Genomic DNA, 22781 nt, shown 5'->3' on the forward strand with positions numbered 1-22781 from the left:
AGCTAGCTAGCATTTGAACGCAAGCGTCGCCTGGTTCAGCTCGTTCGCCAGGCGCAGCATCTGCTCACTTTGCTCGCGGCCGCGGCTGATGTGTGCCAGGTTGCTGTCGCCCAGCTGATGGATGCGCTCGCTGTGCCCGCGGATCTCGCTCACGGTGTCGCTCTGTTGGGCCGTCGCTGATGCGATCTGCCCCGCCATATGTTCGATGGTGCCGATGGTGGCGACGATCTGCTTCAGCGCCAGGTCGGCCGTTTCGGCGAGCTCGGCGGTGGATTCGGCGTGATTCACCTGAGCCCGCATCGCTTCGACAGATCGGTGGACAGCCTTTTGCAGATTGCCGATCAGTTGCTGTATCTCCTCGGTGGCACCGCTGGTGCGTTGCGCCAGCGTGCGCACTTCGTCGGCCACCACTGCAAAGCCACGGCCCTGTTCGCCGGCTCTGGCGGCCTCGATCGCCGCATTCAATGCCAGCAGATTGGTCTGCTCGGCTATCGAACGGATGACAATCAGCACCTTGCCGATGACGTTGGTTTCGTCGGCCAGGCGCTCGATGGCTTGGGCGTTGTGTTGCACCTCGTTTACTAGGCCGTGCAGACCGGTGAGGCTCTGGCCGATGACCTGCTGGCCGTGACCGACGGCCTGGCCTGCTGCGCGACTGGCTTCTGCGGTCTGGCTGGCCCCGTTCGCCACGTCCTGAATGGTCGCTTCCAACTCGCCCAGCGAATCGCGAATCTGGGCCGTGTCACCGGTCTGGCGGCTGGCCCCTTGGTGCAGGTCGCTGCTCATTTGCGCCAGGCTGCGACTGCTGTGATCGACCTCTTGTGCATGCTGGCGCAGCGTGCCGACCAGCATCAGCAGGTAGCTGCGTAGCTGATTCAGTGAGGCCTCGATTTCGAGCATCTCGGGAGTTTTCGACTTAAGCTGCGCGGCCTCGGCGAAATCTCCCTTGGCCCAGGCGGAGAGGGCCGGTGCGAGCTGCCCCAATGCGCAGGTCAACTGGCGCTGCAGGCGATCGATCGCCAGTGCTATCAGCAAGATCAGCGCGATGATGGTGCCCTGGATGAGACGTACCTCCGACTGTATACGCCCATGCTCCGCCCGGATTACCGGCTCCAGCTCCTCGAGCGCTCGCTGCAACGCCGCGATCTTCTGCTCGCTGCTGGCCATCAGTTCGCTGCGCTGGCGGATCAGCTCACGGGTTCGCTGAAGTTCCGCGGGGTAGCGCTTGATCAGGCTGAGCAGCTCACGCTTGGGTGCGACGCCCTGGTCTTCGCTGACCTGCTCTTGCTGCTGATCGCCGAGGTCCAGTAATGCAGCGAAAGCACTGGCGCCCGTACGTTGTTCGCTGGTGATGTCAAGCAAGGGCAGTGCGTCCAGCCGGGCGGCTTCCTTGCTCAGCGCCTGCAGGGCTTGCTCAACGTCAGCCGCCAGTTCGTCTTGTCCGCTGCTGACCAGTTTGCCGCGCGCGTGGCTAAGGCGTAGCAGTTGACGGCCGGCCTCGAACAGAGGCGTCTGGTACCTGCTCGCCGCCACCTGGGTGGTTTGCACCGCATACTGGTGCAGCCGTGATAGCGTACCGGCCATCTCCCGCTCGGCCTGTAGCAACAGGCCTTGAGGATCCCCTGCGAGCTTGCCGGCTGCTAGAAGCTCGGTGTCGGTGAACTGATTGAGCTGCTCCAGGCTTGGTCGTAGCCGATCGGCAAATTGGCTAGGCAAAGCTGTTAGATCTGTCGCGAGACCATCCAGTGCCTGCATGGCCGCGCTGTGGCGTAGCGCATTACCGCCAGCCAGGTAGTCGCGGACGTTTCCCGCGACCTGATGCTCGAACCGCTGAGAAAGGCCAAGGTAGCGATCCATCAATTGATAGGGACGCTGCAGCTCGCGCTCCGACCACCAGAGAGTGAGGCCCAGCGCGAGGCAGATCGCAATAAGCAGGAAAGTGTTGAGTGTGGTGAGCGACTTCAGGCGCATCCTGGCCTCCAAGCGATGGGGAGGTCAGCAATGTATGGCTATTTGATGTCACTCACATGACAGCGTGAAACGCTCCACTCGGTTGCGGCCGCCTTTTTTGGCGCGGTAAAGGGCTTCGTCCGCCTGTTGCGTCAGTGATTTGATATCGGCGTCAGTCGTAAGCTCGGCAATGCCGCAACTGAACGTGCAAGCCAGATCGGCCGGTTGTGCCGGATAGCGGATCTCGGCAAAGCGCTGGCGGATCTCATCAAGTACTTTCATGGCGTCTTGCGCATTGGTGTCCGGCAGCACTACGGCGAACTCTTCGCCCCCATAGCGGCCGATATGATCGGTCTTGCGCAGGCGTTGTTTGAGAAACAGGGCAAGGCTCTTGATGACCCGATCGCCCATGGGGTGTCCGTAGGTGTCGTTGACCTTCTTGAAATGATCGATGTCGATCATGGCGAAGCACAGGGATTGGCCGTCGCGGCGGGCCCGCGACGCCGCATCCTCAAGCAGCTGCAGGCTGTGCGTATGGTTGTATAGCCCGGTGAGGCTGTCACGAACGATCCTGGCCTTGAGATGGCGAGCCCGCTCGGCCCGCGTCCGCACCGTGGCGATCAGGTGACTGGGCTTGATCGGCTTGGTCAGGAAGTCATCACCTCCTTCATTCATCGCATCGAGCTGTTTGTCGAGATCGTCTTCGGCTGACAGATAGATAATCGGCACGCTCACGTAGCGTTCGTGCTGGCGAATCACCTTGGCCAGTTCGGTGCCCATGCACTCGGGCATGTACATGTCGAGGATGATCAGGTCCGGCTGGAACTCGGCGAGATAGGCGATGGCTTGAATCGGCTCGTTGAGCGTCTGGGTAATGATGCCCGCGTTGTTCAGGACCCGCTCGGTGTGCGTCGCTTGCGCGCGCGAGTCATCGATGATGAGCACGCGAAAGGGCTCGTAGTGGGCGGTACGGGTAAATATTTCGATCTTCTCGAGAAGGCTCGATGCATCGATGGTGCCGGTGAAGAATTCAAGGCCGCCAGCCCGCACGGCGGCCAGGCGCATGGGCGTATCGGTTTCCTGATGGCTGAAGAAGATCAATGGCAGCTTCTCCTCCAGCCCCAGCTGCACGCGCTCGGCGAGCTTCAGGCCTTCGCCGGGACCATGAAAATCGACATCCATGACCAGCGCCGCAGGATGGCGCTCATGCATGGCTGCACGAAACTCGCTGTCGCTGGCGAATGCCCTGGCGGTCATGCTGAAGAACTCAAGCTGGCGGACCACGTGGTTGGCGCGCTCATGATCTTCCAGGGCGATATAGACGGGCTTGCTTAATGGCGGGACGTACCCGGACTGCCCGCGAGGATCGCCATGACGCAGGCCGGTACGGGCGAGGCGGTAGATCAGTTGGCTCAGGGTGGTGATGGTGTCGCTCGACAATCGACCACGGTTGTCCTTGATATCACCCAGGCAATCTTCGATGCCGAGTGCGAGTTGCCGGTGCTCGGTCTGCTCGAAGCGCTCGGCAAACCGCCGCAAGCGCTGGTTCGCGTCGGCCAGCGCGGTCCGGTAGCTGTCGTTCCATTCGCTACGCTGCAGCTGTTGCCATACTTCAAGCACCTCACGTGCCTGGTGAATGACCCGTTGTGCGAAGTGCTGTTTTAATTCTTCCTGGTCCGACATGTCCGGTTCCCTGGCCTGCTGCAACAGTGCTTTCAGAGGCCTCTGTAGTGGCGTCATGCTACCACTGATCTCGCTGTTGGAAAGACATTGCGAAGGCGGTCTGGTTCTCATTATGAGGCTTGCTGCGGACCGGCTGCGTTATAGTGGTTCACATGCCGCAACGCTCCCGGTGACCGGCGGTCGAATCATTGAATTTCTGAAAAACGAGAAGGACAGACGCCCATGTTGGATTGGAAGAACCGCTTCGGCCGCCTCGGCTCATCAGGAAACACAGCCAGAGCGGAAGCGGGGAGTCGCAATCCGCTGTTGCTCGCGCTGGCAGCCGTAATCGGGGTCTATTTGCTGGTCGCGCTGCTGGTGGGCTGGTATTGGAGTTCCGAGCCTGATCGCTTCCCGGTGCAGCAGCAGGTCCGGCAGGCTGCTGAGGCTTCGCAGCAGCAGATCGTCAATGGCTACACCACGGTCGAGACCCTCAAGCAGGTCGCCAGCACCCTGCTGGAGAAGCCGGGTGGTTACCTGACCAATGACGTCGCCCCCCCCGGCCTGTGGCTGGATAACATGCCCAGCTGGGAATATGGAGTGCTGGTTCAGGTGCGCGATCTTAGCCGCGCATTGCGCAAGGATTTCGCCCGCTCGCAATCCCAGTCGACCGAAGATGCCGATCTGTCCAAGGCCGAGCCGTTGTTCAATTTCGACAATCGCAGCTGGGCGCTGCCTGCCAGCGAATCGGAGTACCGAAACGCTATTCGCTTCCTGGATCGCTATCTGGCGCGCCTGAGCGACCCTGCACCCAAGGCGCAGTTCTATTCGCGGGCCGATAATCTCAATAACTGGCTAGGAGATGTGGGTACCCGGCTAGGCTCCCTGTCGCAACGGTTGTCTGCCAGTGTCGGCCGGGTTCGTCTGGATGCTCAGGTCGCGCCAGAGTTGGCGGGCGACGGTGTGCAGCAAGTGGTCGAGGAAGAACGCGTCGAGACGTCCTGGCTGCACATCGATAACGTGTTCTACGAGGCGCGCGGCCAGGCCTGGGCCTTGTCCCATCTGCTGCGTGCCATTGAGGTGGATTTTGCTGATGTGCTAGCCAAGAAGAACGCCGCAATCAGCGTCAGACAGATCATTCGCGAACTTGAGGCCGCGCAGCAACCACTGTGGAGCCCAATGGTGCTGAACGGCAGCGGCTATGGTGTGCTGGCTAACCATTCGCTGGTAATGGCAAATTACATCTCGCGTGCTAACGCCGCGATCATCGATCTGCGCAATCTGCTGTCGCAGGGGTAAAGCGACCTGCGACCCTTCGGGGTCGCAGTTTGCGGTTCAATCCAGCCCGAGCTTTTTCAGGCGATAACGCATGGAACGGAACGACAAGCCCAGTCTCTGCGCCGCAGCGGTACGATTCCAGCGGGTTTCCTCGAGCGCCTGCATGATCAGCTTGCGTTCGACGTCCTCAAGGTGATCTTCGAGATTATCGATCTGAGCCAGGTTCGCTTCGCCATTCTCCGCCATGCTCGGCGCATCGGACAGCCTCATATCGCTGGGCTTGATTTCCTCACCTTCACAGAGGGTGTAGGCGCGCTCCAGCATGTTCTCCAGTTCACGGACGTTGCCCGGGAACCGATAGCTCTGCAGCTTGGCCAGCGCGTCGGGGTGCAGCCGCGCGGGCGTATCGCCACATTCTTGCGAAAGCCGACGGAGCATGGCCTCAGCTAGCTGGGCGATGTCTTCACGGCGCTCGCGCAGAGGCGGCACGCGCAGCTCGATGACGTTCAGTCGATAGTAAAGATCCTGGCGGAAACGGCCCCCGGCGACCTCGCTCGCCAGATCTTTGTGGGTGGCGCAGAGAATCCGCACATCGACCACGACTTCTTTGGCGCCGCCGACAGCGCGTACAGCCTTTTCCTGGATCGCCCGCAGCAGCTTCACCTGCATGGGCAACGGCAGGTCAGCCACCTCATCGAGGAACAAGGTGCCGCCATTGGCAGCCTGGAACAGGCCCGGCTTGTCTTCCATGGCGCCGGTAAAGCTGCCTTTCTTGTGGCCGAAGAACTCGCTTTCCATCAGCTCCGATGGGATTGCTCCACAGTTGACCGGCACGAAGGGGCGCTCGTGACGTGGGCCTTGCTCATGGATCAGCCGCGCCACCAGCTCCTTGCCGCTGCCGGATTCGCCGCTGATATAGACCGGCGCCTGACTGCGTGCCAGTTTGCCGATCTGCTTGCGTAGCACATTCATCGGTGGCGAAGTGCCGAGCAGACGGCTATCGACCTTCAGCTCATTGGGATTCGGGGTGCGCAGCCGCAATGCAGTGTTGACCAGTTCGCGTAGTCGGCCGAGATCCACCGGTTTGGTGAGAAAATCGAAAGCGCCGGCCTTGAGCGCGCCGATAGCTGTGTCGAGGCTGCCGTAGGCGGTGATCATCGCCACCGGCAGCTGCGGATACTGCTGCTGGATGAACTGCACCAGCTCAAGGCCGCATCCGTCGGGCAGGCGCATGTCGGTCAGGCAAAGGTCGTAGTGCTCGCGGGCCAGGCACTCGCGGGCTTCCTTGAGGTTGCGGGCGCTGCGGGTGTCGAGCTTCATGCGTCCAAGGGTGATCTCCAGGAGTTCCCGGATATCGGGTTCGTCATCGATGATCAGCGCTTTCTGGCGGGCGGTCATGGTCTCGGTCTTTCAGTTGGCGTGGGTGGTGCGGAGGCCCGCAATGTTAACGCTACCGTACGTGCTTTGTACCGCAACCGTGCCGATGTGTGACCCGTGCCGCCTCGATAGGCTCAGCTCAGCTTGCGCGGATGCGCGAAAACGATACGAAAGCAGCTACCGCCTTCGTCTCGCTCCCGATAGTCCAGGCGAGCCTGATTGCTTTCACACAGCTCGCGAGAAATATAGAGGCCTAATCCGGTGCCCTTGTTCTCCGTCGTGAAAAAGGGTTCGAAGATATTCTGCAGCTGTTCGGGTGGCACGCCCGGACCGTCATCAAGTACTTCGAGTACAGGCAGATCGCTGGCCGGATCACGAAACACCTGTAGCCATACCTGCGCCTGTCCGTGTTTCTGTCCGCTGTAGCGCAGACCGTTCTGTACCAGGTTGGTCAGGACCTGGATCAGCTGGTTCGGATCCATGCGAGTTTGCAGTGAACTGCCCCGGGTTTCCACATGCACGCTATGGGCGGGCGGCAGGGAGTTTCGAAATTCGCTGGCGAAGCGATGCACCCAGTATTTCAGGTCCAGCAGCTGCGGTTCGGCCTGGCGTCGGCGTGACAGTTGCAGCACGTTTTCGATGACCAGGTTCATGCGTCGCGAATGATCCTGAATAATCTGCGTCAGCCGCAGGTCGGCCGCGTCCAGTACCTCGGATTCCTGCAGCAGCTGGGCGGCATGGCTGATGGCGCCGAGCGGGTTGCGAATCTCGTGGGCGATGCTGGCAGTCAGTCGACCGAGCGAGGCGAGCTTGAGCTGCTGGGCTTTCTGCGCGATCTGAGAGATGTCCTCGAGAAATACGAGGGTGTCCAGCTTCTCCCCATGCTGCAGTGTAGCGAAGCTCGGCTGCAACGTGGCGCCGTTGGGCGTTGCCTTGAAGTTGCGTGGACGCAGGGTTGGATTGTCACGCCACTGCTGCAAGCCCTTGATCAGTTCAGGGCAGCGGGGCGCCAGTGGCTCGCCGGTCATTGCTTGTTGGCCGAGCAGCTCCAGAGCACCCTGATTAGCGAGCAACACGCGTTCGTGAGCGTCGAGCACGAGGATACCGGTGCGCATTCGCTGAAGGATCTGCGCATTCAGCGCCTCAAGATTAGCGACTTCTTCGGCGCGTTGGCGGGCCAGGCTTTCGCTGGCCTGCAGCCGTCGCGTCAGACCCTGCACCAGCAGTGCAGCGGCGAAGCATAGCGTGCCGAGCGCGGCTGCCTGAACATACTGACGGCTTGCGGTAGCGTCGCTGAAACTGAGGTAGAAGGTCACATAAATGAGGCCGGTCGCGGCAACCGCGGCGATGAAGAATCCGATGCGTCCATGCAGCAGGATGTTGGCAATGGCGACCGCGACAATCAACAGATTGCCGATTCCACTGGGTGTGCCGCCCGCGAAGTAAAACAGCGTGGCGAGCAGCGTGACGTCCAGCAATGCGAGGGCCAGAACCGGCAGTTCCCGCTTCGGGTTCTGCAGCAGTACGGCGATAAGAATGTTGAGGATCAGATAGAGCCAGGCGCCGTAGTGAAACGCCGCCGGATTGATCATGCGCATCAGGTCGTTATGCAGATCGCTGCTGATGAGCAGGACCAGTACCAGGCCGATCGCGACGCGGTATAAATGGTAAAGCCGGAGGATTCGGCTGCCCTGGGCGCCGAGGAACGTCAGGCGTTCAGTTGCCACCCGACTTGCTGCCCTGTTCCAGGTGGGCCTGGCTGCAGTACCACCGCTCATGACTCTGCAGCGCCTGCTCGCGTGGCAGGTGGACGCCGCACTGAGCGCAGCGAACCGTCATTACGGTAGTCTCCTGCGGTTTGCTGGACGATGTGGACTTGCTTGTCAGGCGACGCCAGAGCCAGAACGCGGCGGCAATCAGAATGATCCAGAACAACAGACGAAACAGACCCATATTTTACTTCCTGGCTAAGCCATGCGGGCCTGCCGGTCTGGCAGGCTCCGTGTGCTGATACACCCGGATCGATGGATCCTGACGCCGGGCGTTACTTCAGTCGAACAGGCCGAACGTCAGGTAGCTCCACCAGGAGCGGCCTTCGTCTTGCTGTTCGCTCTGCGCCTCGGCTTCTGCTTCCTTTAGCACCGGGCGCAATTCATCGGGTAGATCCCGGGCGGCGTTTTCGTACTGACGGACCACGTCGCGGTTGGATTGTGAGCTGTCCGGGGCCTTGTTTTCCGTTTCGATCAGTCCGAGCGTGGCGCGGGACAGCCAGCCACGGTTGTCGGATTCCTGCTGGCGTGGCACGAACTCGCCGTCTTCAAGGCTAGGATGTTCCGCGTAGTTGAGCTTGAGCGTTTCCAGGCTGGTGCTGGCAAGATCATCGAGCCCCAGGCGCTGGTAGGCTTCGGTCATCACCGCGAGACCATCACCGACCGCAGGCGTGCCCTGGAAGTTTTCGACTACATAGCGGCCGCGGTTGGCGGCGGCAACATAGGCCTGACGTCGTAGATAATAATCGGCGACGTGAATCTCGTTGGCGGCCAGCAGGTTGCGAAGGTAGACCATTCGCGCTTTGGCATCCGGCGCGTAGCGGCTGTTCGGGAAGCGCGTGGTGAGTTGCGCGAACTCGTTGAACGAATCGCGCGCAGCGCCCGGATCACGCTTGGTCATGTCCAGCGGCAGAAACCGTGCAAGCAGCCCGCGGTCTTTGTCGAAGGAGGCCAGCCCCTTCAGGTAATAGGCATAGTCGACGCTGGGGTGTTGTGGATGCAGGCGGATGAAGCGCTCGGCGGATGAGCGCGCGGCCTCGGCCTCGGTGTTACGGTAGTACGCGTAAATCAGCTCCAGTTGCGCCTGTTCAGCGAAACGGCCGAAGGGATAGCGGGACTCCAGGGCCTTCAACTTGTTGATGGCGCTGGTGTAGCTCTTGTTGTCCAGGTCGGCCTGCGCCTGCCGGTACAGTTCCGCTTCGCCGAGGTTTTCGCTAATGGTTTCGTTGGACGAACAGGCAGCGGTGAGGGCGAAAATGGCGATCAGCAGCAGGTGTTTCACTTGCATGGCGGCTTGCGTCCCTGTGACGGCTGGCTGTCTCGCGCTGAGCCGTCCTGTTATGATGAGCGCCCCGGCTGGCCGGGACAAAGACGCCGTATTTAAACACAAGCGTGTTGCCGAAACCAAAGGCTCGACCTGTGCCGTCATCAATGGTGTCCGCATCGGTGAGTGGACCCGGGCGGCAGCCCAGCCTGTGGCATGCCGGTCGGCGTCGAAGCATGCATCACCCGCGAACGCCACTGACATACACCTGCCACTCCGGCCGTGGGCCGCATTGTTGTTTCTTCCTCCTATTTATGAAGCGCTCTTAATTATGTCCACGATCACCACCCAGGCCATTCATCTCCGCGCCGAGGTGCCGTTCGACCTCGGCGGGCAGCGCCTCGATCAGGTCGCGGCTCAGTTGTTCTCGGAACATTCCCGCTCGCGCCTGGCGGGCTGGATCAAGGAGGGGCGCCTCACTGTCGACGGCGCCGCGTTGCGCCCCCGGGACACGGTGCATGCTGGCGCGATTCTGGAGTTGTCTGCCGAACAGCAGGCGCAGGGTGAGTGGGTGGCACAGGATATTCCGCTGGATATCGTCTTCGAGGACGAGCACATCCTCGTATTGAACAAGCCGTCCGGTCTGGTGGTGCACCCCGCAGCCGGGCATGCCGATGGCACTCTGCTCAACGCTCTGCTACATCACGTGCCGGACATCATCAATGTGCCGCGCGCCGGCATCGTGCATCGCCTGGACAAAGATACGACCGGCCTGATGGTGGTTGCCAAGACGCTGCAGGCACAGACTCGGCTGGTCGAGCAGCTGCAGGCGCGCAGCGTCAGTCGCATCTACGAGGCCATCGTCATTGGCGTGATCATCACCGGCGGTACGGTCGACGCACCCATCGGGCGCCACGGTCAGCAGCGCCAGCGCATGGCTGTTGTGGAAGGTGGCAAGCCTGCCGTCAGCCACTATCGGGTACTCGAGCGCTTCCGTTCGCATACCCATGTTCGGGTCAAGCTGGAGACCGGTCGCACGCATCAGATTCGCGTGCACATGACGCATATCGGCTATCCGCTGGTGGGCGACCCCTTGTACAGCGGGCGGTTCCGAATCCCGCCGGCGGCGAATCCGACCATGGTGCAAACGCTGCGCGATTTCCCTCGTCAGGCGCTGCATGCGCGCTTCCTCGAGCTGGATCATCCGGTAAGCGGTGAGCGGCTAAAATGGGAGTCGCCATTGCCGGATGACTTCGTCTGGTTGCTGACATTGCTGCAGCAGGATCGCGAGGCGTTCGTCGGGTGAGTGGCTGGCCTGACGATTGGATTCTTCCCGACTGGCCGGCGCCCATAGCGGTGAAGGCCTGCGTCACCACGCGCCTGGGCGGGATGAGTCAGGCCCCTTTCGATAGTTTCAACCTGGGCGATCACGTAGGCGATGCCCCAGAGGCGGTAGCAGCCAATCGGCGGCGGTTGCAGCAGGCGCTCGGTTGCCAGCCGGCCTGGATGAGCCAGATTCATTCGGCCACCGTTGTCGAAGCCAGTCCGCAAGCCTGCCCCACTTCGGATGCCAGCTGGACAGGCACGAGGGGTGTCGGCTGTGCCGTGCTGACTGCTGATTGTCTGCCAGTGTTGTTCTGCGATCTCGCCGGGACCCGGGTGGCGGCAGCACATGCCGGCTGGCGCGGGCTGGCGGCCGGCATGCTGGAAGCGACCGTGGCAGCAATGCACACACCTGGAACCCAGCTAATGGCCTGGCTCGGTCCGGCGATCGGTCCAGCGTCATTCGAGGTCGGCGCCGAGGTGCGTGAGGCATTCGTATCCCGCCATGCCGCGGCGGTCGAAGCCTTTTCCCCCAGCCGCAACGCTGGCCGTTACATGGCCGATATCTACCAGCTCGCCCGGATCCGTCTTGCTGCCTGCGGCGTCTCTGCCGTGTTCGGTGGCGGCTTCTGTACCCTTAAAGACCCTTGTTTCTATTCTTACCGGCGCTCCGCTCGTACCGGACGCTTCGCAAGCCTGATTTGGCTTGATTAAGCGGTAGAGCCGCATCGGTATCTCGCGAACCCGTCAGCCCGTGCCGGTGAATCGCCAGATGATCTGGATCAATGTCATCCGGCTTGAATCTCCAACAATCAACCTCATCTAAGTTCCATCTCGCAGGCTTTTGTCGAGGTGCGGTTGATTGCGCCGGCCTGCCTAATCAGAAAGGTGATTACATGCGTATCGATCGCTTGACCAGCAAGCTCCAGCTTGCGCTCTCCGATGCCCAGTCCATCGCTGTGGGCCTCGATCATCCATCTATCGAACCGCTGCATCTGATGCAGGCGCTGCTCGATCAGCAGGGCGGCTCGATCAGGCCGCTGCTGATGCAGGTGGGTTTCGATATCAACGGCTTGCGCCAGGCGCTGACCAAAGAGTTGGATCAGCTGCCCAAGCTGCAGAATCCCACGGGCGACATGAACATGTCGCAGGAGTTGGCGCGCCTGCTCAATCAGGCCGACCGCTTGGCCCAGCAGAAGGGTGATCAATACATCTCCAGTGAGCTGGTCTTGCTCGCAGCGCTGGACAGCAATACCCGTCTGGGCAAGCTGCTGCTGGCGCAGGGTGTCAGCAAGAAAGCTCTGGAAAACGCCATCAGCAATCTACGTGGCAGCGATGCGGTGAACGATCCCAATGCCGAGGAATCGCGTCAGGCGCTGGACAAATATACGGTCGACATGACTAAGCGCGCCGAGGACGGCAAGCTCGATCCGGTGATCGGTCGTGATGATGAGATCCGTCGGACGATTCAGGTGCTGCAGCGGCGGACCAAGAACAACCCCGTGCTGATCGGTGAGCCCGGTGTCGGCAAGACCGCCATCGTCGAGGGGCTGGCTCAGCGCATCGTCAACGGCGAGGTGCCGGACGGGCTCAAGGACAAACGCTTGCTGGCGTTGGACATGGGCTCGCTGATCGCTGGGGCCAAGTTCCGCGGCGAGTTCGAAGAACGCCTGAAGGCGGTGCTCAACGAACTGAGCAAGCAGGAAGGCCGGGTCATCTTGTTCATCGACGAATTGCACACCATGGTCGGCGCCGGCAAGGCCGAGGGCGCGATGGATGCAGGCAACATGCTCAAGCCCGCCCTGGCCCGCGGCGAGCTGCACTGCGTCGGCGCCACCACGCTCGATGAATATCGCCAGTACATTGAAAAGGATGCCGCGTTGGAGCGGCGTTTCCAGCGCGTGCAAGTCGACGAGCCGAGCGAGGAAGACACCATCGCCATCCTGCGCGGCCTGAAGGAGCGCTACGAGGTGCACCACGGTGTCTCCATCACGGACGGCGCGATCATCGCGGCGGCGAAGCTGTCGCACCGCTACATCACGGACCGCCAGCTGCCGGACAAGGCCATCGACTTGATCGATGAGGCCGCGAGCCGCATCCGCATGGAGATCGACTCGAAGCCGGAGGCGCTGGATCGCCTTGATCGGCGCTTGATCCAGCTGAAGATCGAGCGTGAGGCGCTGAAGAACGAAGACGACGAGGCGACCAAGAAGCGCTTGGCAAAGCTCGACGAGGAAATCGTCAAGCTGGAGCGCGAATATGCCGATCTCGAGGAGATCTGGAAGTCAGAAAAGGCTGAGGTGCAGGGCTCCGCGCAGATGCAGCAGAAGATCGAGCAAGCCAAGGCTGATCTGGAGGCGGCGCGGCGCAAGGGCGACCTGGCGCGAATGGCCGAGCTTCAGTACGGCGTTATTCCTGATCTTGAGCGCAGCCTTCAGATGGTCGATCAGCACGGAAAAACCGAGAACCAGCTGTTGCGCAACAAGGTGACTGACGAGGAGATCGCCGAGGTCGTATCCAAGTGGACCGGCATCCCGGTCTCGAAGATGCTCGAGGGAGAGCGCGAGAAGCTGCTGAAGATGGAAGACCTGTTGCACCAGCGGGTGATCGGCCAGCATGAGGCGGTGGTTTCGGTTGCCAATGCGGTACGTCGGTCCCGCGCTGGGTTGGCCGATCCGAATCGGCCCAGTGGTTCCTTCCTGTTCCTCGGCCCGACCGGGGTGGGCAAGACCGAGCTGTGCAAGGCGCTGGCAGAATTCCTCTTCGATACGGAGGAGGCGATGATCCGTATCGACATGTCCGAGTTCATGGAGAAGCACTCGGTGGCGCGTCTGATTGGTGCGCCGCCAGGTTATGTGGGGTACGAGGAGGGCGGCTACCTGACCGAGGCCGTGCGTCGCAAACCGTACTCGGTGGTGCTGCTGGATGAGGTCGAAAAGGCTCACTCGGACGTATTCAATATCCTCCTGCAAGTGCTCGAGGATGGGCGTCTGACCGACAGTCATGGACGTACGGTGGACTTCCGCAACACCGTGATCGTGATGACGTCGAACTTGGGTTCAAGCCAGATTCAGGAGCTGGTGGGCGATCCAGATGCGCAGCGTGCAGCAGTCATGGATGCCGTGAGCAGCCATTTCCGGCCAGAATTCATCAACCGTATCGATGAGGTCGTGGTGTTCGATCCGCTGGCGCGCGAGCAGATCGCGGGCATCGCTCAGATCCAGCTGGGACGTTTGCAGCAACGTCTGGCGGAGCGAGACCTGAGCTTGGATCTTAGCGACGAGGCCATGGATAAGCTGGTTGCCGTTGGTTACGACCCGGTTTATGGCGCGCGGCCGTTGAAGCGCGCCATTCAACGCTGGATCGAGAACCCGCTGGCCCAGAACATACTGTCTGGTACGTTCGAGCCGGGTTCATCCATCGTCGGAAAGGTGGAGGGCGAAGAGATTCACTTCGCCAAAGCCTGACCAGGCTCGCGGGGCCGTCAGCCGGGGCGGCCCTGGGGCCGTTTCGGTGGGGCTTCGCTGTGCTTCGGTGCGAAGACCGAGTCTAGTCGCAACGCATTGTAGTAAATCGTATTTTTTCTGTTGACAGGCGCGCCGAGAACCGTAAAATGGCGCGCCTCTAAGGGGGGTTTGCAAAGCAACACAGCAAGCCATCCAAGGAGCTGGAAGTGATAGTTCCGCGATAGCTCAGTCGGTAGAGCAAATGACTGTTAATCATTGGGTCCCAGGTTCGAGTCCTGGTCGCGGAGCCAATTTCCAATCGGGGTATAGCGCAGTCCGGTAGCGCGCCTGCTTTGGGAGCAGGATGTCGGGAGTTCGAATCCCCCTACCCCGACCAATTTTGGGTCGTTAGCTCAGTTGGTAGAGCAGTTGGCTTTTAACCAATTGGTCGTAGGTTCGAATCCTACACGACCCACCAAATCGCCTTGCCAGAGGCGCGAAAAACCGGAAGGTCCGAACGGATCTTCCGGTTTTTTATTGCCTGGATTTTGTAAGGTACGGCTGCTCCTCTCGTCACATGCCTGCCGGTTGTTCTGCCAGCGCCTTTCCTGCGCGGAGAGGCGCCGTCTGGATGTGCCCGGTCAGTGCAGTTTGAGGCGGGGCACCGTGCTGGTGCTGAGCTTGTCGCCGATCATCATCAGTGTGGTGCGCGCGATTCCATACAGTGCGATCTGATGCATCCGGTACAGCGAGACATAGAACATCCGTGCGAGCCAACCTTCGAGCATCACATTGCCGGTGAGGTTGCCCATCAGGTTGCCGACCGCTGAGAAGCTCGACAGGGAAATCAGGGAGCCGTAGTCGCGGTAACGGTAGCTGGGCAGGCCTTGGCCTTCGAGCCGTCGCGCAAGCGACTTGGCAAGCAGCGAAGCCTGCTGGTGGGCGGCCTGGGCCCTTGGCGGAACGTTACGGTCGCTGTCCGGCTGCGGACAGGCGGCGCAATCGCCGAAGGCGAATATGTTTTCGTCTCGGGTGGTCTGCAAAGTTGGCAGCACTTGCAATTGATTGATTCGGTTGGTTTCCAGGCCGTCCAGCTCATGCAGGAAACTCGGCGCCCTGATACCCGCTGCCCAGACCTTAAGTGAGGCAGGTACGAAATCGCCGCTCTTGGTATGCAAGCCTTCCTTCGTAACCTCGCTTACGGCGGCGTCCGTGAGGACGGTTACGCCCAAGTCGCGGAGCGTCTGATGTACCGGCTGGCCGATGCGCTCTGGCAGCGCTGGAAGAACTCGGGGGCCTGCTTCGATGAGGGTGATGCGGACGTTTTCCGGCTTGATCCCGTCCAGGCCATAGGCGGCCAGTTCGCGTGCGGCATGGTGCAGTTCCGCTGCCAGTTCGACACCGGTTGCGCCGGCGCCGACGATGGCCATCTCAATGGTGCTGTGGTGGCCCTCACTGGCATGGGCACGCATGTAATGGCTGAGCAAGTGGCGGTGGAAGCGCTCAGCCTGCTCGCGCGTATCGAGAAAAATGCAGTGCTCGGCCGCGCCTTTGGTGCCGAAATCATTGGTCGTGCTGCCGACGGCGATCACTAGCGTGTCATAGTCCAGCGTTCGGGCTGGTACCAGTTCGATGCCGTGCTCGTCGAATGAGGCAGCCAGGTGTACGCATTTGCGTCCACGCTCCAGGCCGCTCATGCGGCCCATCTGGAATTCGAAGTGATTCCATTTGGCTTGGGCAACATAGTTGAGCTCATCGGCTGACGAATTCAACGACCCGGCCGCCACCTCGTGCAGGAGCGGTTTCCAGATGTGGGTCAGATTGGCGTCGATCAGCGTGATGCGGGCTTTGCCACGCTTTCCCAGGGTTCTACCCAGTCGGGTGGCGAGCTCCAGGCCGCCGGCGCCGCCGCCGACGATTACGATGCGATGTGTCATGGAATGAACTCATAAGGCTTTGCGGAATTCGATCAGGCGCCGAGGGAGAGGGGCTATTCATAGCACCAAGCGACTCAGGAGGCGGCTCAGCAGGCCCAGCCCTACGACCACTGCCAGCACCAGCACAAGGAGCAGCCAGGGCCGAAAGGGGCGGCGCTCGACTTGGTGCTGAGGCGCGCTGAGGTATTGGTCAACGCGTTTCTGGTCTTCAGGATTCAGGCGGCTAGGCATACGCACCTCGAAAGGGATGCAGGCATTCTAGCGGTGCGGTGGCAAAAGCCAAGCACGACAGCCATTGATAGCGGCTGCCGGCAGAGCAGAGCGAGGCGGAATGGATATTCGCTGGAGGACGCGTTGCGGCATGCGGCATGAGGAGCGCTGGCTCCTGCGCGCCAGCCGCGCTTAGCGGCCGCTGTGCTTCAGGCTGCGAAGGTTTCCGATTACCGACTCCAGCGCACGGTCGAAAAGCAGTGCATCGTTGAGCAGGCGTATTGCGCCGCGGCGGAACTCGATGGCGAGCCCCATTCGCGTCTTTTCGAGAACCTTCATGCCAGTGCGGTTGACGAAAATATATTTGCCCGTGGGCTTGATCACGGCGGCCAGTTTGCAGCGGAGCTTGTGATCCTCATCCTCCTGGAATTCGACCCAGCTGCCGACTCGCAGGTTGTCTACCTGAGTCAGTGCTTCATCGTTGTCGGCCAGGTTGATTTCGGGCTCCGGCTCCCGGCTTTCGCCCGGAGCCAGCAAGACGATCTCTTCATTCACCTCGACCATCGCAGGGGAGGTGGGCTCATCGGCTTCATCTTCGCGCGGAGGTAGCTCCAGCTTCTGCTCGGTGATGATCTCCCCGCGAGCCGGGGCATTGGTCGGGGCAGGCTGGGTGAACTGCTGCAGCGTCTGGACATGCAGCGCTTCGAGTCGGGTGAAGAAGTCACTGGTGGAGAATGGGTCAAACGCCGCGCTGACCAGCCCCTCACGAAGATTTTTCAGCAGGCTCGGAACCAGTTCCAGCAACTGTGCGCGGGACTCGGGGTCGTCGTGTGGCGTGACGCTCCAAATGAGGTCATCCATCGTTCCGAGTGCGGCTTGCCATTGTTCGGACTGCGTGCCGTGTTTCAGGCAGGTCAGCAGCAAAACCTTGCTCCATGCCTCTTGCAGTAGCCGAACGACCACTTCGGGAAGGGTCTTGCCGAGCAGGCGCTGATTGAGCGCATGCTCGACTTCCTGGCGGGCCATTTCAGCCTTGGCGCGTCCTTCTTCGGCGTCCCGTGTGCGCTGTTCAAGCAGCTCGCTGCGGCGACGCTCATCGCCGGTGAAAGCTAGGAAATCGGCCAGCAGCTCGGAGAAGATTGCGGGGTCATCGACGAAGTCATTCAGCAGGCGAGATACCACCTGCTCGATCTTCTGATACAGGCTGTCGCGTTGGGCTTCGTCCTGCTCACCCCAGCCCATCGCGGCCGATGCGATCTCATTGAGCAGGCGCCGGGCCGGGTGACTGCCGCGGCTGAAGAAGGTCTTGTCCAGGACGGCGACTTTCAATACCGGGATCTGCAGGCGGCCGATCAGCGCCTTCAGCGAGTCAGGCAGGGTGCGGTCGTCGAGGATGAACTCGAACAGCATCGACACCAGGTTTATGACGTCTTCGTCGACTTCGCCGACCACCCGTGATTTACCGCTCTTGGCGCTGACTCGCTGCAGGAGCTGCTCGAGCTGGCCCGGCAGATCGTATTCGTCAACCTGCTGGGGGGCGCGTGACTGAAGGTGCGAGAGCAAGCGCATCAGGTCGTTGCTGGAGATTGGGACGGCGTCGTTGGGCAGGTTGCGGGCGGGCAGGGCGCTGCCGCGCAGCTCTGAAAGCAGTGCCTGCAGGGCGCTGAACGCTTCATGAACACCATCATCGGCGTACGCCGGTGATTCACCGACGCCCGTTCCCGTTCGCGGTGCACTGCTTCCCGTCGCAGCTGAACGATTCGGGGAGCGGCGCGGCGGTGCCGACTGCAGCTCTGGCAGGACCCCCGCGGCGACCAATGTCTGGTTCGATTCGGCGTAGAGCTGCTCGAGATCCGTAAGCACGTAACGCTCGAACAGCTTGAGAATAATCAGCTTGACCTTGATTTCAACGCCAAGGCTGCGACAGGCCTCGAGGAAGTATTCGCACAGCTGCTGTGGGCCCAGTGGATTGTTTTTGTCGTCCAGCTTTTTGCTTACCAGCACGTTCATTCGAGTCGTGAGGTGGCTGAGCGGTTGGCTGGCGCGGCTCATCACTTTTGCGACCATGGTGTCGATCGCGACCGATTCTTCCAGTTCGTCGTTCTGCACCAGCGCCAGGCTGTCGAATGACGCTTCCGGTTGCGCGGGCTTGCCTATTTCGTACTGGTTGAGCTTGGCGAAGGATTCGAAAACCTGTTGCAGGAAGCCGCGCTCGATACCCCGGCGCTTCATGCGCAGGTCGCGCATGGCTTCGAAGAAGGCGTTCTGTTCGGCATTGCTGGTGGCGCGATCAGCGATCTCGAAGAGCGAGTCGTCGGCGTTGTCGAACAGTGTCTGCAAGGCCAAGCGCAGTTGCTGTGCGGCTTTGTCGCGCACGCTGATGAGCGCGACAGGTAGTCTACCTGCCGGCGAGGACGGCTTTTGCTCAGGGGTGGCCTTCAGGTGCACCACTTTCGCATCGGTTCGCATCGAGACTCTCCGGTCGCCTGCAATATTCAAGCGCTCAACAACGCGTAGCATGCCGCTGATCAGGGGCGGGGGCAACGGCTTGGCAATCATGGCAAGGTGCCGCCATTTCAATGGCGCCAATTTCTGACGCCATTATATGCATCTTGTTCATTAGCCTAGCGCGGTTTTGTTTTGGACATGACGCAGCTCACAGATACTTCTCGGGATCCTACAGGCGGTCGTCGTTGACAGAGTTGTCAGCGTCGTGCCAAGCCCATGTGCTGCCAGGCTTGTCTACGTCTTATACTCTCGCCCCGAATTCAATGGGAGCTCGTCGTGGCCAATATCACCCTAGCGGATCTATCCGCCGAAATTGAAACCAATGTACGCAAAGCGCTGACTGAGGATGTCGGTACGGGTGACATCACGGCGCAGCTGATCCCGGCGGAGCGGCTTGCCCATGCGTCCGTCATTACTCGCGAGGCGGCCGTCATCAGCGGTACGGCCTGGGTAGACGCGGTGTTTCGACAGTTGGACCCGCGTGTTGCGGTGCATTGGCAAGTGGCCGATGGCGAGCAGGTTGCTGCTGATCGCGTGCTGTTTCATCTCGAGGGTCCGGCGCGAGCGTTGCTCAGCGGCGAGCGCGCGGCGCTGAATTTCCTGCAGACGCTATCGGGTGTCGCGACCCGCTGCCGATACTATGCCGATCTTGTCGAAGGCACCGGTGTGCGACTGCTCGATACCCGCAAAACCATTCCTGGCTTACGCCTGGCGCAGAAGTACGCAGTCACCTGTGGTGGCTGCCATAACCATCGGATTGGTCTGTACGATGCTTTCTTGATCAAGGAAAACCATATCGCGGCTTGCGGCGGGATCGCCGAAGCCGTTGCGGCTGCTCATCGCATTGCGCCGGGCAAGCCAGTGGAAGTCGAGGTAGAAAGCCTCGCGGAGCTGGAGCAGGCGCTGTGCGCCGGTGCTGATGTTGTAATGTTGGATGAGTTGAGTCTGGCTGACATGCGCACCGCAGTCGGTATTGCGACTGGTCGGGCGAAGCTGGAGGCGTCCGGCGGGATCGATGATGAGACGCTACGCGCGATCGCTGAAACCGGCGTGGATTACATTTCGATCGGTGCCCTGACCAAGCATATCCGGGCAATCGATCTATCGATGCGCCTTAAGCAGTAGCGCAATCGGGGAAGGCGGCACCTCAGCGTGCCGCCGCGATGCTCAATGTCTGCTTTTCAATCCGAAGTTTTCATCCAGCGTGCCGGGGACATCGGCATCCTTGGGCGCATAGTCTTTTGGCGGCTCGGTGAACGTCGGTGAATTCAAGCGTTCCCGGTGGCTATGGGTCTCTTCGCTGTGCAACGCGGCAAGCAGACGCTGCCGGGTCTGTTCATCGAGCGCGAGCTTATCGGCGCCTTCGGACAGATGATTCTGCATGTCCTGGTAGCTGTTAGTCAGTTTGCGCAGCAGGCTGGCGGTGGTGTTGAAGTGCGTAACCACCTCGCTCTGATAGGTATCGAGGCGTTCCTGTAAATCATCCACCTGACGCTGCGTGCTGCTTGGTGCGCTGTTGCGCGCAATCAGATAACCAATGACGATGCCAGCGATCACGCCGACGATCGGGAGCAACCAGGTCGCGAGGGTCTGTTCCACGAGTACTTCCTCTAAATAACGGCTGTGCTGTGCAGCAGCGAAAAATCTTGCGGTGTTGGTCGGGCAGGGCGGTTGTCGAACCAGAACGCAGCTGTCCCCCGGGTTCTGCACCGTCTTATACGGTGGTTTTCCCACGGCCTGATACGTTAACGTCTCGTACCTGCCCTGTATACCGCGACGCGATGCGGCGATCGCGTCGCAGGTACAAGCAAGACGAGTCGACTCGCCCCAACGTCACGGAGTTACTTTGTTGAAACGTGAAAACCCCATTTCCATCGAGGGTCCGGCCGGTGTGCTGGAAGGCCTGTATTTCGATCAAACCGATGCTCGCGGGCTGGCGCTGATCTGTCATCCCAACCCGGTAAAGGGTGGGACCATGCTCAACAAGGTGGTCTCGACGCTGCAGCGCACCGCGCGCGATGCCGGCTATGTCACGCTGCGCTTTAACTTTCGTGGCGTTGGCGGCAGCGCCGGCACCCATGACATGAATACCGGTGAAGTGGATGACGCCGAAGCCGCCCTGCGCTGGCTTCGTGATCAGCATCCCGAGCTGCCATTGACCCTGCTGGGCTTCTCGTTCGGTGGTTTCGTAGCGGCCACGCTGGCCGGCCGACTCGAAGGCCGTGGCGAGTCGCTGGAGCGGTTGTTCATGGTCGCGCCGGCGGTTTCGCGACTGGCCGATCAGCCGCTGGCCGAGCGCTGTGAGTTAGTGGTTATCCAGCCAGACGATGACGAAGTCATCGATCCGGCTTCGGTGCACGCGTTCTCGGCTGAGCTCCAGCGCCCCCACGAGCTGCTGAAAGTGGCAGAATGCGGCCACTTTTTCCACGGCAAGCTGGTCGAGCTGAAAGAGCTGGTAGCGCCCCGGCTGGCCTAGTGCTCCGCTGCGTGACCGCCTTCAAATGGCCTTCCAACCGCCTGCCGTTTGCGCTGACTGAACCGAGATGATCGTATGAAAACCCGAATCCTTACCGGCATCACCACTACGGGCACGCCCCATCTGGGCAACTATGCCGGGGCCATTCGGCCGGCTATCGTGGCCAGTCGTGAAGCCGATGCCGATTCCTTCTACTTCCTCGCCGACTATCACGCGCTGATCAAGTGTGATGATCCGCGGCGCATCCAGCAGTCGCGTTTGGAGATCGCTGCCACCTGGCTGGCCTGTGGTCTGGATGCGGATCGAGTGACTTTCTATCGGCAGTCCGACATTCCTGAAATCCCTGAGCTGACTTGGCTGTTGACCTGCGTCGCTGGCAAGGGGCTGCTCAACCGCGCGCATGCCTACAAGGCGTCGGTGGACAAGAATGTCGAGCTGGGCGAGGACCCGGACGCCGGCGTTACCATGGGATTGTTCAGCTATCCGGTGCTGATGGCGGCAGACATCCTCATGTTCAATGCGCACCGGGTGCCGGTCGGCCGTGACCAGATTCAGCATGTGGAGATGGCGCGTGACATCGCTCAGCGCTTCAATCACCTGTTCGGCAATGGCAAAGAGTTTTTCACGCTGCCGGCCGCCATCATCGAGGAAGGCGTGGCGACCTTGCCGGGGCTCGATGGACGCAAGATGTCCAAGAGCTACGACAACACCATTCCACTGTTCGCCAGTGCCAAGGAGCTGAAAAGCACCATTGCGCGCATCGTTACCGACTCGAAACTGCCGGGCGAGCCGAAAGACCCGGACGACTCCCATCTGTTCACTATTTACCAAGCCTTTGCTACCCCGGCGCAACTGGCTGAGTTCCGCGCCGAGCTGATCGGCGGGCTGGCCTGGGGCGAGGCCAAACAGCGCCTGTTCCAGTTACTCGACAACGAGCTGGGCGAGGCGCGCGAGCGTTATCACACTCTAATGCAGCGCCCCGGTGATCTGGAGGACATCCTGCAAGCCGGTGCCGCCAAGGCGCGCAAGCTCGCAACACCATTCCTCGGCGAGCTGCGTGAAGCGGTGGGACTGCGTAACTTCCGCAGTGAAGTGGCGAGCACCGCGCCGGCCAAGAAGAAAGGCGGCAAGGCCGCTCGTTTCGCCAGTTTCCGCGAAAACGATGGCAGCTTCCGCTTCCGCTTTTTCGCCGCCGATGGCGAGGAATTACTGCTGTCACGTCCGTTTAATGACCCGAAGGCAATCGGCGTAATCAGCCAACGCTTGATTGCTCAGGGTGTGGATGCGCTGGAACTTCGTGCTGACGAAGACAATCAATTCACCCTGTGGCTGGACGGCGAATGCATTGCCGACAGCCCTGGCTATGCCGATGAAGAAGCCTTGGAAGCCGCCATGCTGCGCCTGCGTCAGGCACTGGCCACACTTGCCGTGTAACTCCCCGCAGGGGTTCGCCGATCGCTGCATGCCAGCGGACCCCCGCCGATCCCCTGATACCACCCGAGGCTCAAGCGCTTGAACGACCTGCGTAAATTGCCAACCACTGAGGGCGCGGCTAAAGTGTCGGCCCCGTTTCACTACCCA

The 22781-nt window shown here is 61.0% G+C and carries 17 protein-coding genes and 3 tRNA genes; 10 read left to right on the top strand and 10 right to left on the bottom strand.

The window, feature by feature from the left end; genetic code table 11:
• Positions 1–6: 6 nt before the first annotated feature.
• Both DQ405_RS15970 and DQ405_RS15975 read right to left on the bottom strand, forming a co-directional pair.
• Complete coding sequence (locus DQ405_RS15970; RefSeq protein ID WP_168425133.1) at positions 7–1971, bottom strand: methyl-accepting chemotaxis protein; 1965 nt, start codon at positions 1969–1971, stop codon at positions 7–9.
• Between the two features lie 48 nt (positions 1972–2019).
• On the bottom strand, positions 2020–3633 hold the full coding sequence (locus DQ405_RS15975) for a response regulator (protein WP_168425134.1): 1614 nt from the start codon (positions 3631–3633) through the stop codon (positions 2020–2022).
• A 222-nt stretch (positions 3634–3855) separates the two neighbouring features.
• Here DQ405_RS15975 and DQ405_RS15980 point away from each other — a divergent pair, with 222 nt between their 5' ends.
• Entirely contained in the window at positions 3856–4911 is a 1056-nt protein-coding gene (locus DQ405_RS15980; protein WP_168425135.1) for a DUF2333 family protein, read from the top strand.
• Positions 4912–4947: 36 nt separating this feature from the next.
• On the opposite strand, the gene DQ405_RS15985 is transcribed toward DQ405_RS15980, so the two are convergent.
• The 4 genes from DQ405_RS15985 to DQ405_RS16000 form a co-directional block, all read right to left on the bottom strand.
• On the bottom strand, positions 4948–6288 hold the full coding sequence (locus tag DQ405_RS15985) for a sigma-54-dependent transcriptional regulator (protein ID WP_168425136.1): 1341 nt from the start codon (positions 6286–6288) through the stop codon (positions 4948–4950).
• Positions 6289–6401: 113 nt separating this feature from the next.
• A complete protein-coding gene (locus DQ405_RS15990) occupies positions 6402–7994 on the bottom strand; it encodes an ATP-binding protein (protein WP_168425137.1) in 1593 nt (530 codons plus the stop codon).
• Positions 7984–8220 carry a PP0621 family protein gene (locus DQ405_RS15995; protein ID WP_168425138.1) on the bottom strand — a complete coding sequence of 79 codons (237 nt, stop codon included), beginning with the start codon at positions 8218–8220 and terminating at the stop codon, positions 7984–7986. Before DQ405_RS15995 ends, DQ405_RS15990 begins: the two co-directional genes overlap by 11 nt.
• Positions 8221–8316: 96 nt before the next feature.
• Positions 8317–9324 (bottom strand): outer membrane protein assembly factor BamD, encoded by a 1008-nt coding sequence (locus DQ405_RS16000; RefSeq protein ID WP_168425139.1) that lies wholly within the window; start codon positions 9322–9324, stop codon positions 8317–8319.
• A 307-nt stretch (positions 9325–9631) separates the two neighbouring features.
• Here DQ405_RS16000 and rluD point away from each other — a divergent pair, with 307 nt between their 5' ends.
• From rluD to DQ405_RS16030, 6 genes are all read left to right on the top strand, one after another.
• A complete protein-coding gene (rluD, locus tag DQ405_RS16005; RefSeq protein ID WP_168425140.1) occupies positions 9632–10606 on the top strand; it encodes a 23S rRNA pseudouridine(1911/1915/1917) synthase RluD in 975 nt (324 codons plus the stop codon).
• Complete coding sequence (pgeF, locus tag DQ405_RS16010; RefSeq protein WP_168425141.1) at positions 10603–11337, top strand: peptidoglycan editing factor PgeF; 735 nt, start codon at positions 10603–10605, stop codon at positions 11335–11337. The genes rluD and pgeF overlap by 4 nt, the downstream gene beginning before the upstream one ends.
• 182 nt (positions 11338–11519) lie before the next feature.
• Positions 11520–14090 carry an ATP-dependent chaperone ClpB gene (gene clpB, locus DQ405_RS16015; RefSeq protein WP_168425142.1) on the top strand — a complete coding sequence of 857 codons (2571 nt, stop codon included), beginning with the start codon at positions 11520–11522 and terminating at the stop codon, positions 14088–14090.
• 214 nt (positions 14091–14304) lie between these two features.
• Positions 14305–14380, top strand: a tRNA-Asn gene (locus DQ405_RS16020).
• 9 nt (positions 14381–14389) lie between these two features.
• Positions 14390–14466 (top strand) — tRNA-Pro (locus tag DQ405_RS16025).
• A 5-nt stretch (positions 14467–14471) separates the two neighbouring features.
• Positions 14472–14547, top strand: a tRNA-Lys gene (locus tag DQ405_RS16030).
• 163 nt (positions 14548–14710) lie between these two features.
• On the opposite strand, the gene DQ405_RS16035 is transcribed toward DQ405_RS16030, so the two are convergent.
• From DQ405_RS16035 to DQ405_RS16045, 3 genes are all read right to left on the bottom strand, one after another.
• Positions 14711–16006, bottom strand: a complete 1296-nt coding sequence (locus DQ405_RS16035) for an NAD(P)/FAD-dependent oxidoreductase (RefSeq protein WP_168425143.1) — start codon at positions 16004–16006, stop codon at positions 14711–14713.
• A gap of 57 nt (positions 16007–16063) precedes the next feature.
• Positions 16064–16237, bottom strand: coding sequence for a DUF3094 family protein (locus DQ405_RS16040; protein ID WP_168425144.1), 174 nt, complete (start codon positions 16235–16237; stop codon positions 16064–16066).
• Between the two features lie 171 nt (positions 16238–16408).
• The gene (locus DQ405_RS16045; protein WP_168425145.1) at positions 16409–18685 is read right to left on the bottom strand and encodes a DUF1631 domain-containing protein; all 2277 of its coding nucleotides are present in this window, start codon (positions 18683–18685) and stop codon (positions 16409–16411) included.
• Between the two features lie 315 nt (positions 18686–19000).
• On the opposite strand from DQ405_RS16045, the gene nadC reads away from it, so the two are divergent.
• Positions 19001–19849, top strand: a complete 849-nt coding sequence (gene nadC / locus DQ405_RS16050) for a carboxylating nicotinate-nucleotide diphosphorylase (protein WP_168425146.1) — start codon at positions 19001–19003, stop codon at positions 19847–19849.
• A gap of 42 nt (positions 19850–19891) precedes the next feature.
• Here nadC and DQ405_RS16055 read toward each other — a convergent pair whose 3' ends face one another.
• Complete coding sequence (locus DQ405_RS16055; RefSeq protein ID WP_168425147.1) at positions 19892–20323, bottom strand: ZapG family protein; 432 nt, start codon at positions 20321–20323, stop codon at positions 19892–19894.
• A 247-nt stretch (positions 20324–20570) separates the two neighbouring features.
• Here DQ405_RS16055 and DQ405_RS16060 point away from each other — a divergent pair, with 247 nt between their 5' ends.
• Together DQ405_RS16060 and DQ405_RS16065 are read left to right on the top strand one after the other, a co-directional pair.
• Positions 20571–21200 carry an alpha/beta hydrolase gene (locus DQ405_RS16060; RefSeq protein WP_168425148.1) on the top strand — a complete coding sequence of 210 codons (630 nt, stop codon included), beginning with the start codon at positions 20571–20573 and terminating at the stop codon, positions 21198–21200.
• 75 nt (positions 21201–21275) lie between these two features.
• Positions 21276–22634, top strand: a complete 1359-nt coding sequence (locus DQ405_RS16065) for a tryptophan--tRNA ligase (protein ID WP_168425149.1) — start codon at positions 21276–21278, stop codon at positions 22632–22634.
• The last annotated feature ends 147 nt before the right edge of the window (positions 22635–22781 follow it).

This window comes from Pseudomonas sp. SST3 (genome assembly GCF_003325755.1).

Coding starts and splice junctions, on each gene's coding strand:
- DQ405_RS15970 (WP_168425133.1), bottom strand. CDS start 1,971: ATGCGCCTGAAGTCGCTCACCACACTCAACACTTTCCTGCTTATTGCG.
- DQ405_RS15975 (WP_168425134.1), bottom strand. CDS start 3,633: ATGTCGGACCAGGAAGAATTAAAACAGCACTTCGCACAACGGGTCATT.
- DQ405_RS15980 (WP_168425135.1), top strand. CDS start 3,856: ATGTTGGATTGGAAGAACCGCTTCGGCCGCCTCGGCTCATCAGGAAAC.
- DQ405_RS15985 (WP_168425136.1), bottom strand. CDS start 6,288: ATGACCGCCCGCCAGAAAGCGCTGATCATCGATGACGAACCCGATATC.
- DQ405_RS15995 (WP_168425138.1), bottom strand. CDS start 8,220: ATGGGTCTGTTTCGTCTGTTGTTCTGGATCATTCTGATTGCCGCCGCG.
- DQ405_RS16000 (WP_168425139.1), bottom strand. CDS start 9,324: ATGCAAGTGAAACACCTGCTGCTGATCGCCATTTTCGCCCTCACCGCT.
- rluD (WP_168425140.1), top strand. CDS start 9,632: ATGTCCACGATCACCACCCAGGCCATTCATCTCCGCGCCGAGGTGCCG.
- clpB (WP_168425142.1), top strand. CDS start 11,520: ATGCGTATCGATCGCTTGACCAGCAAGCTCCAGCTTGCGCTCTCCGAT.
- DQ405_RS16035 (WP_168425143.1), bottom strand. CDS start 16,006: ATGACACATCGCATCGTAATCGTCGGCGGCGGCGCCGGCGGCCTGGAG.
- DQ405_RS16040 (WP_168425144.1), bottom strand. CDS start 16,237: ATGCCTAGCCGCCTGAATCCTGAAGACCAGAAACGCGTTGACCAATAC.
- DQ405_RS16045 (WP_168425145.1), bottom strand. CDS start 18,685: ATGCGAACCGATGCGAAAGTGGTGCACCTGAAGGCCACCCCTGAGCAA.
- DQ405_RS16065 (WP_168425149.1), top strand. CDS start 21,276: ATGAAAACCCGAATCCTTACCGGCATCACCACTACGGGCACGCCCCAT.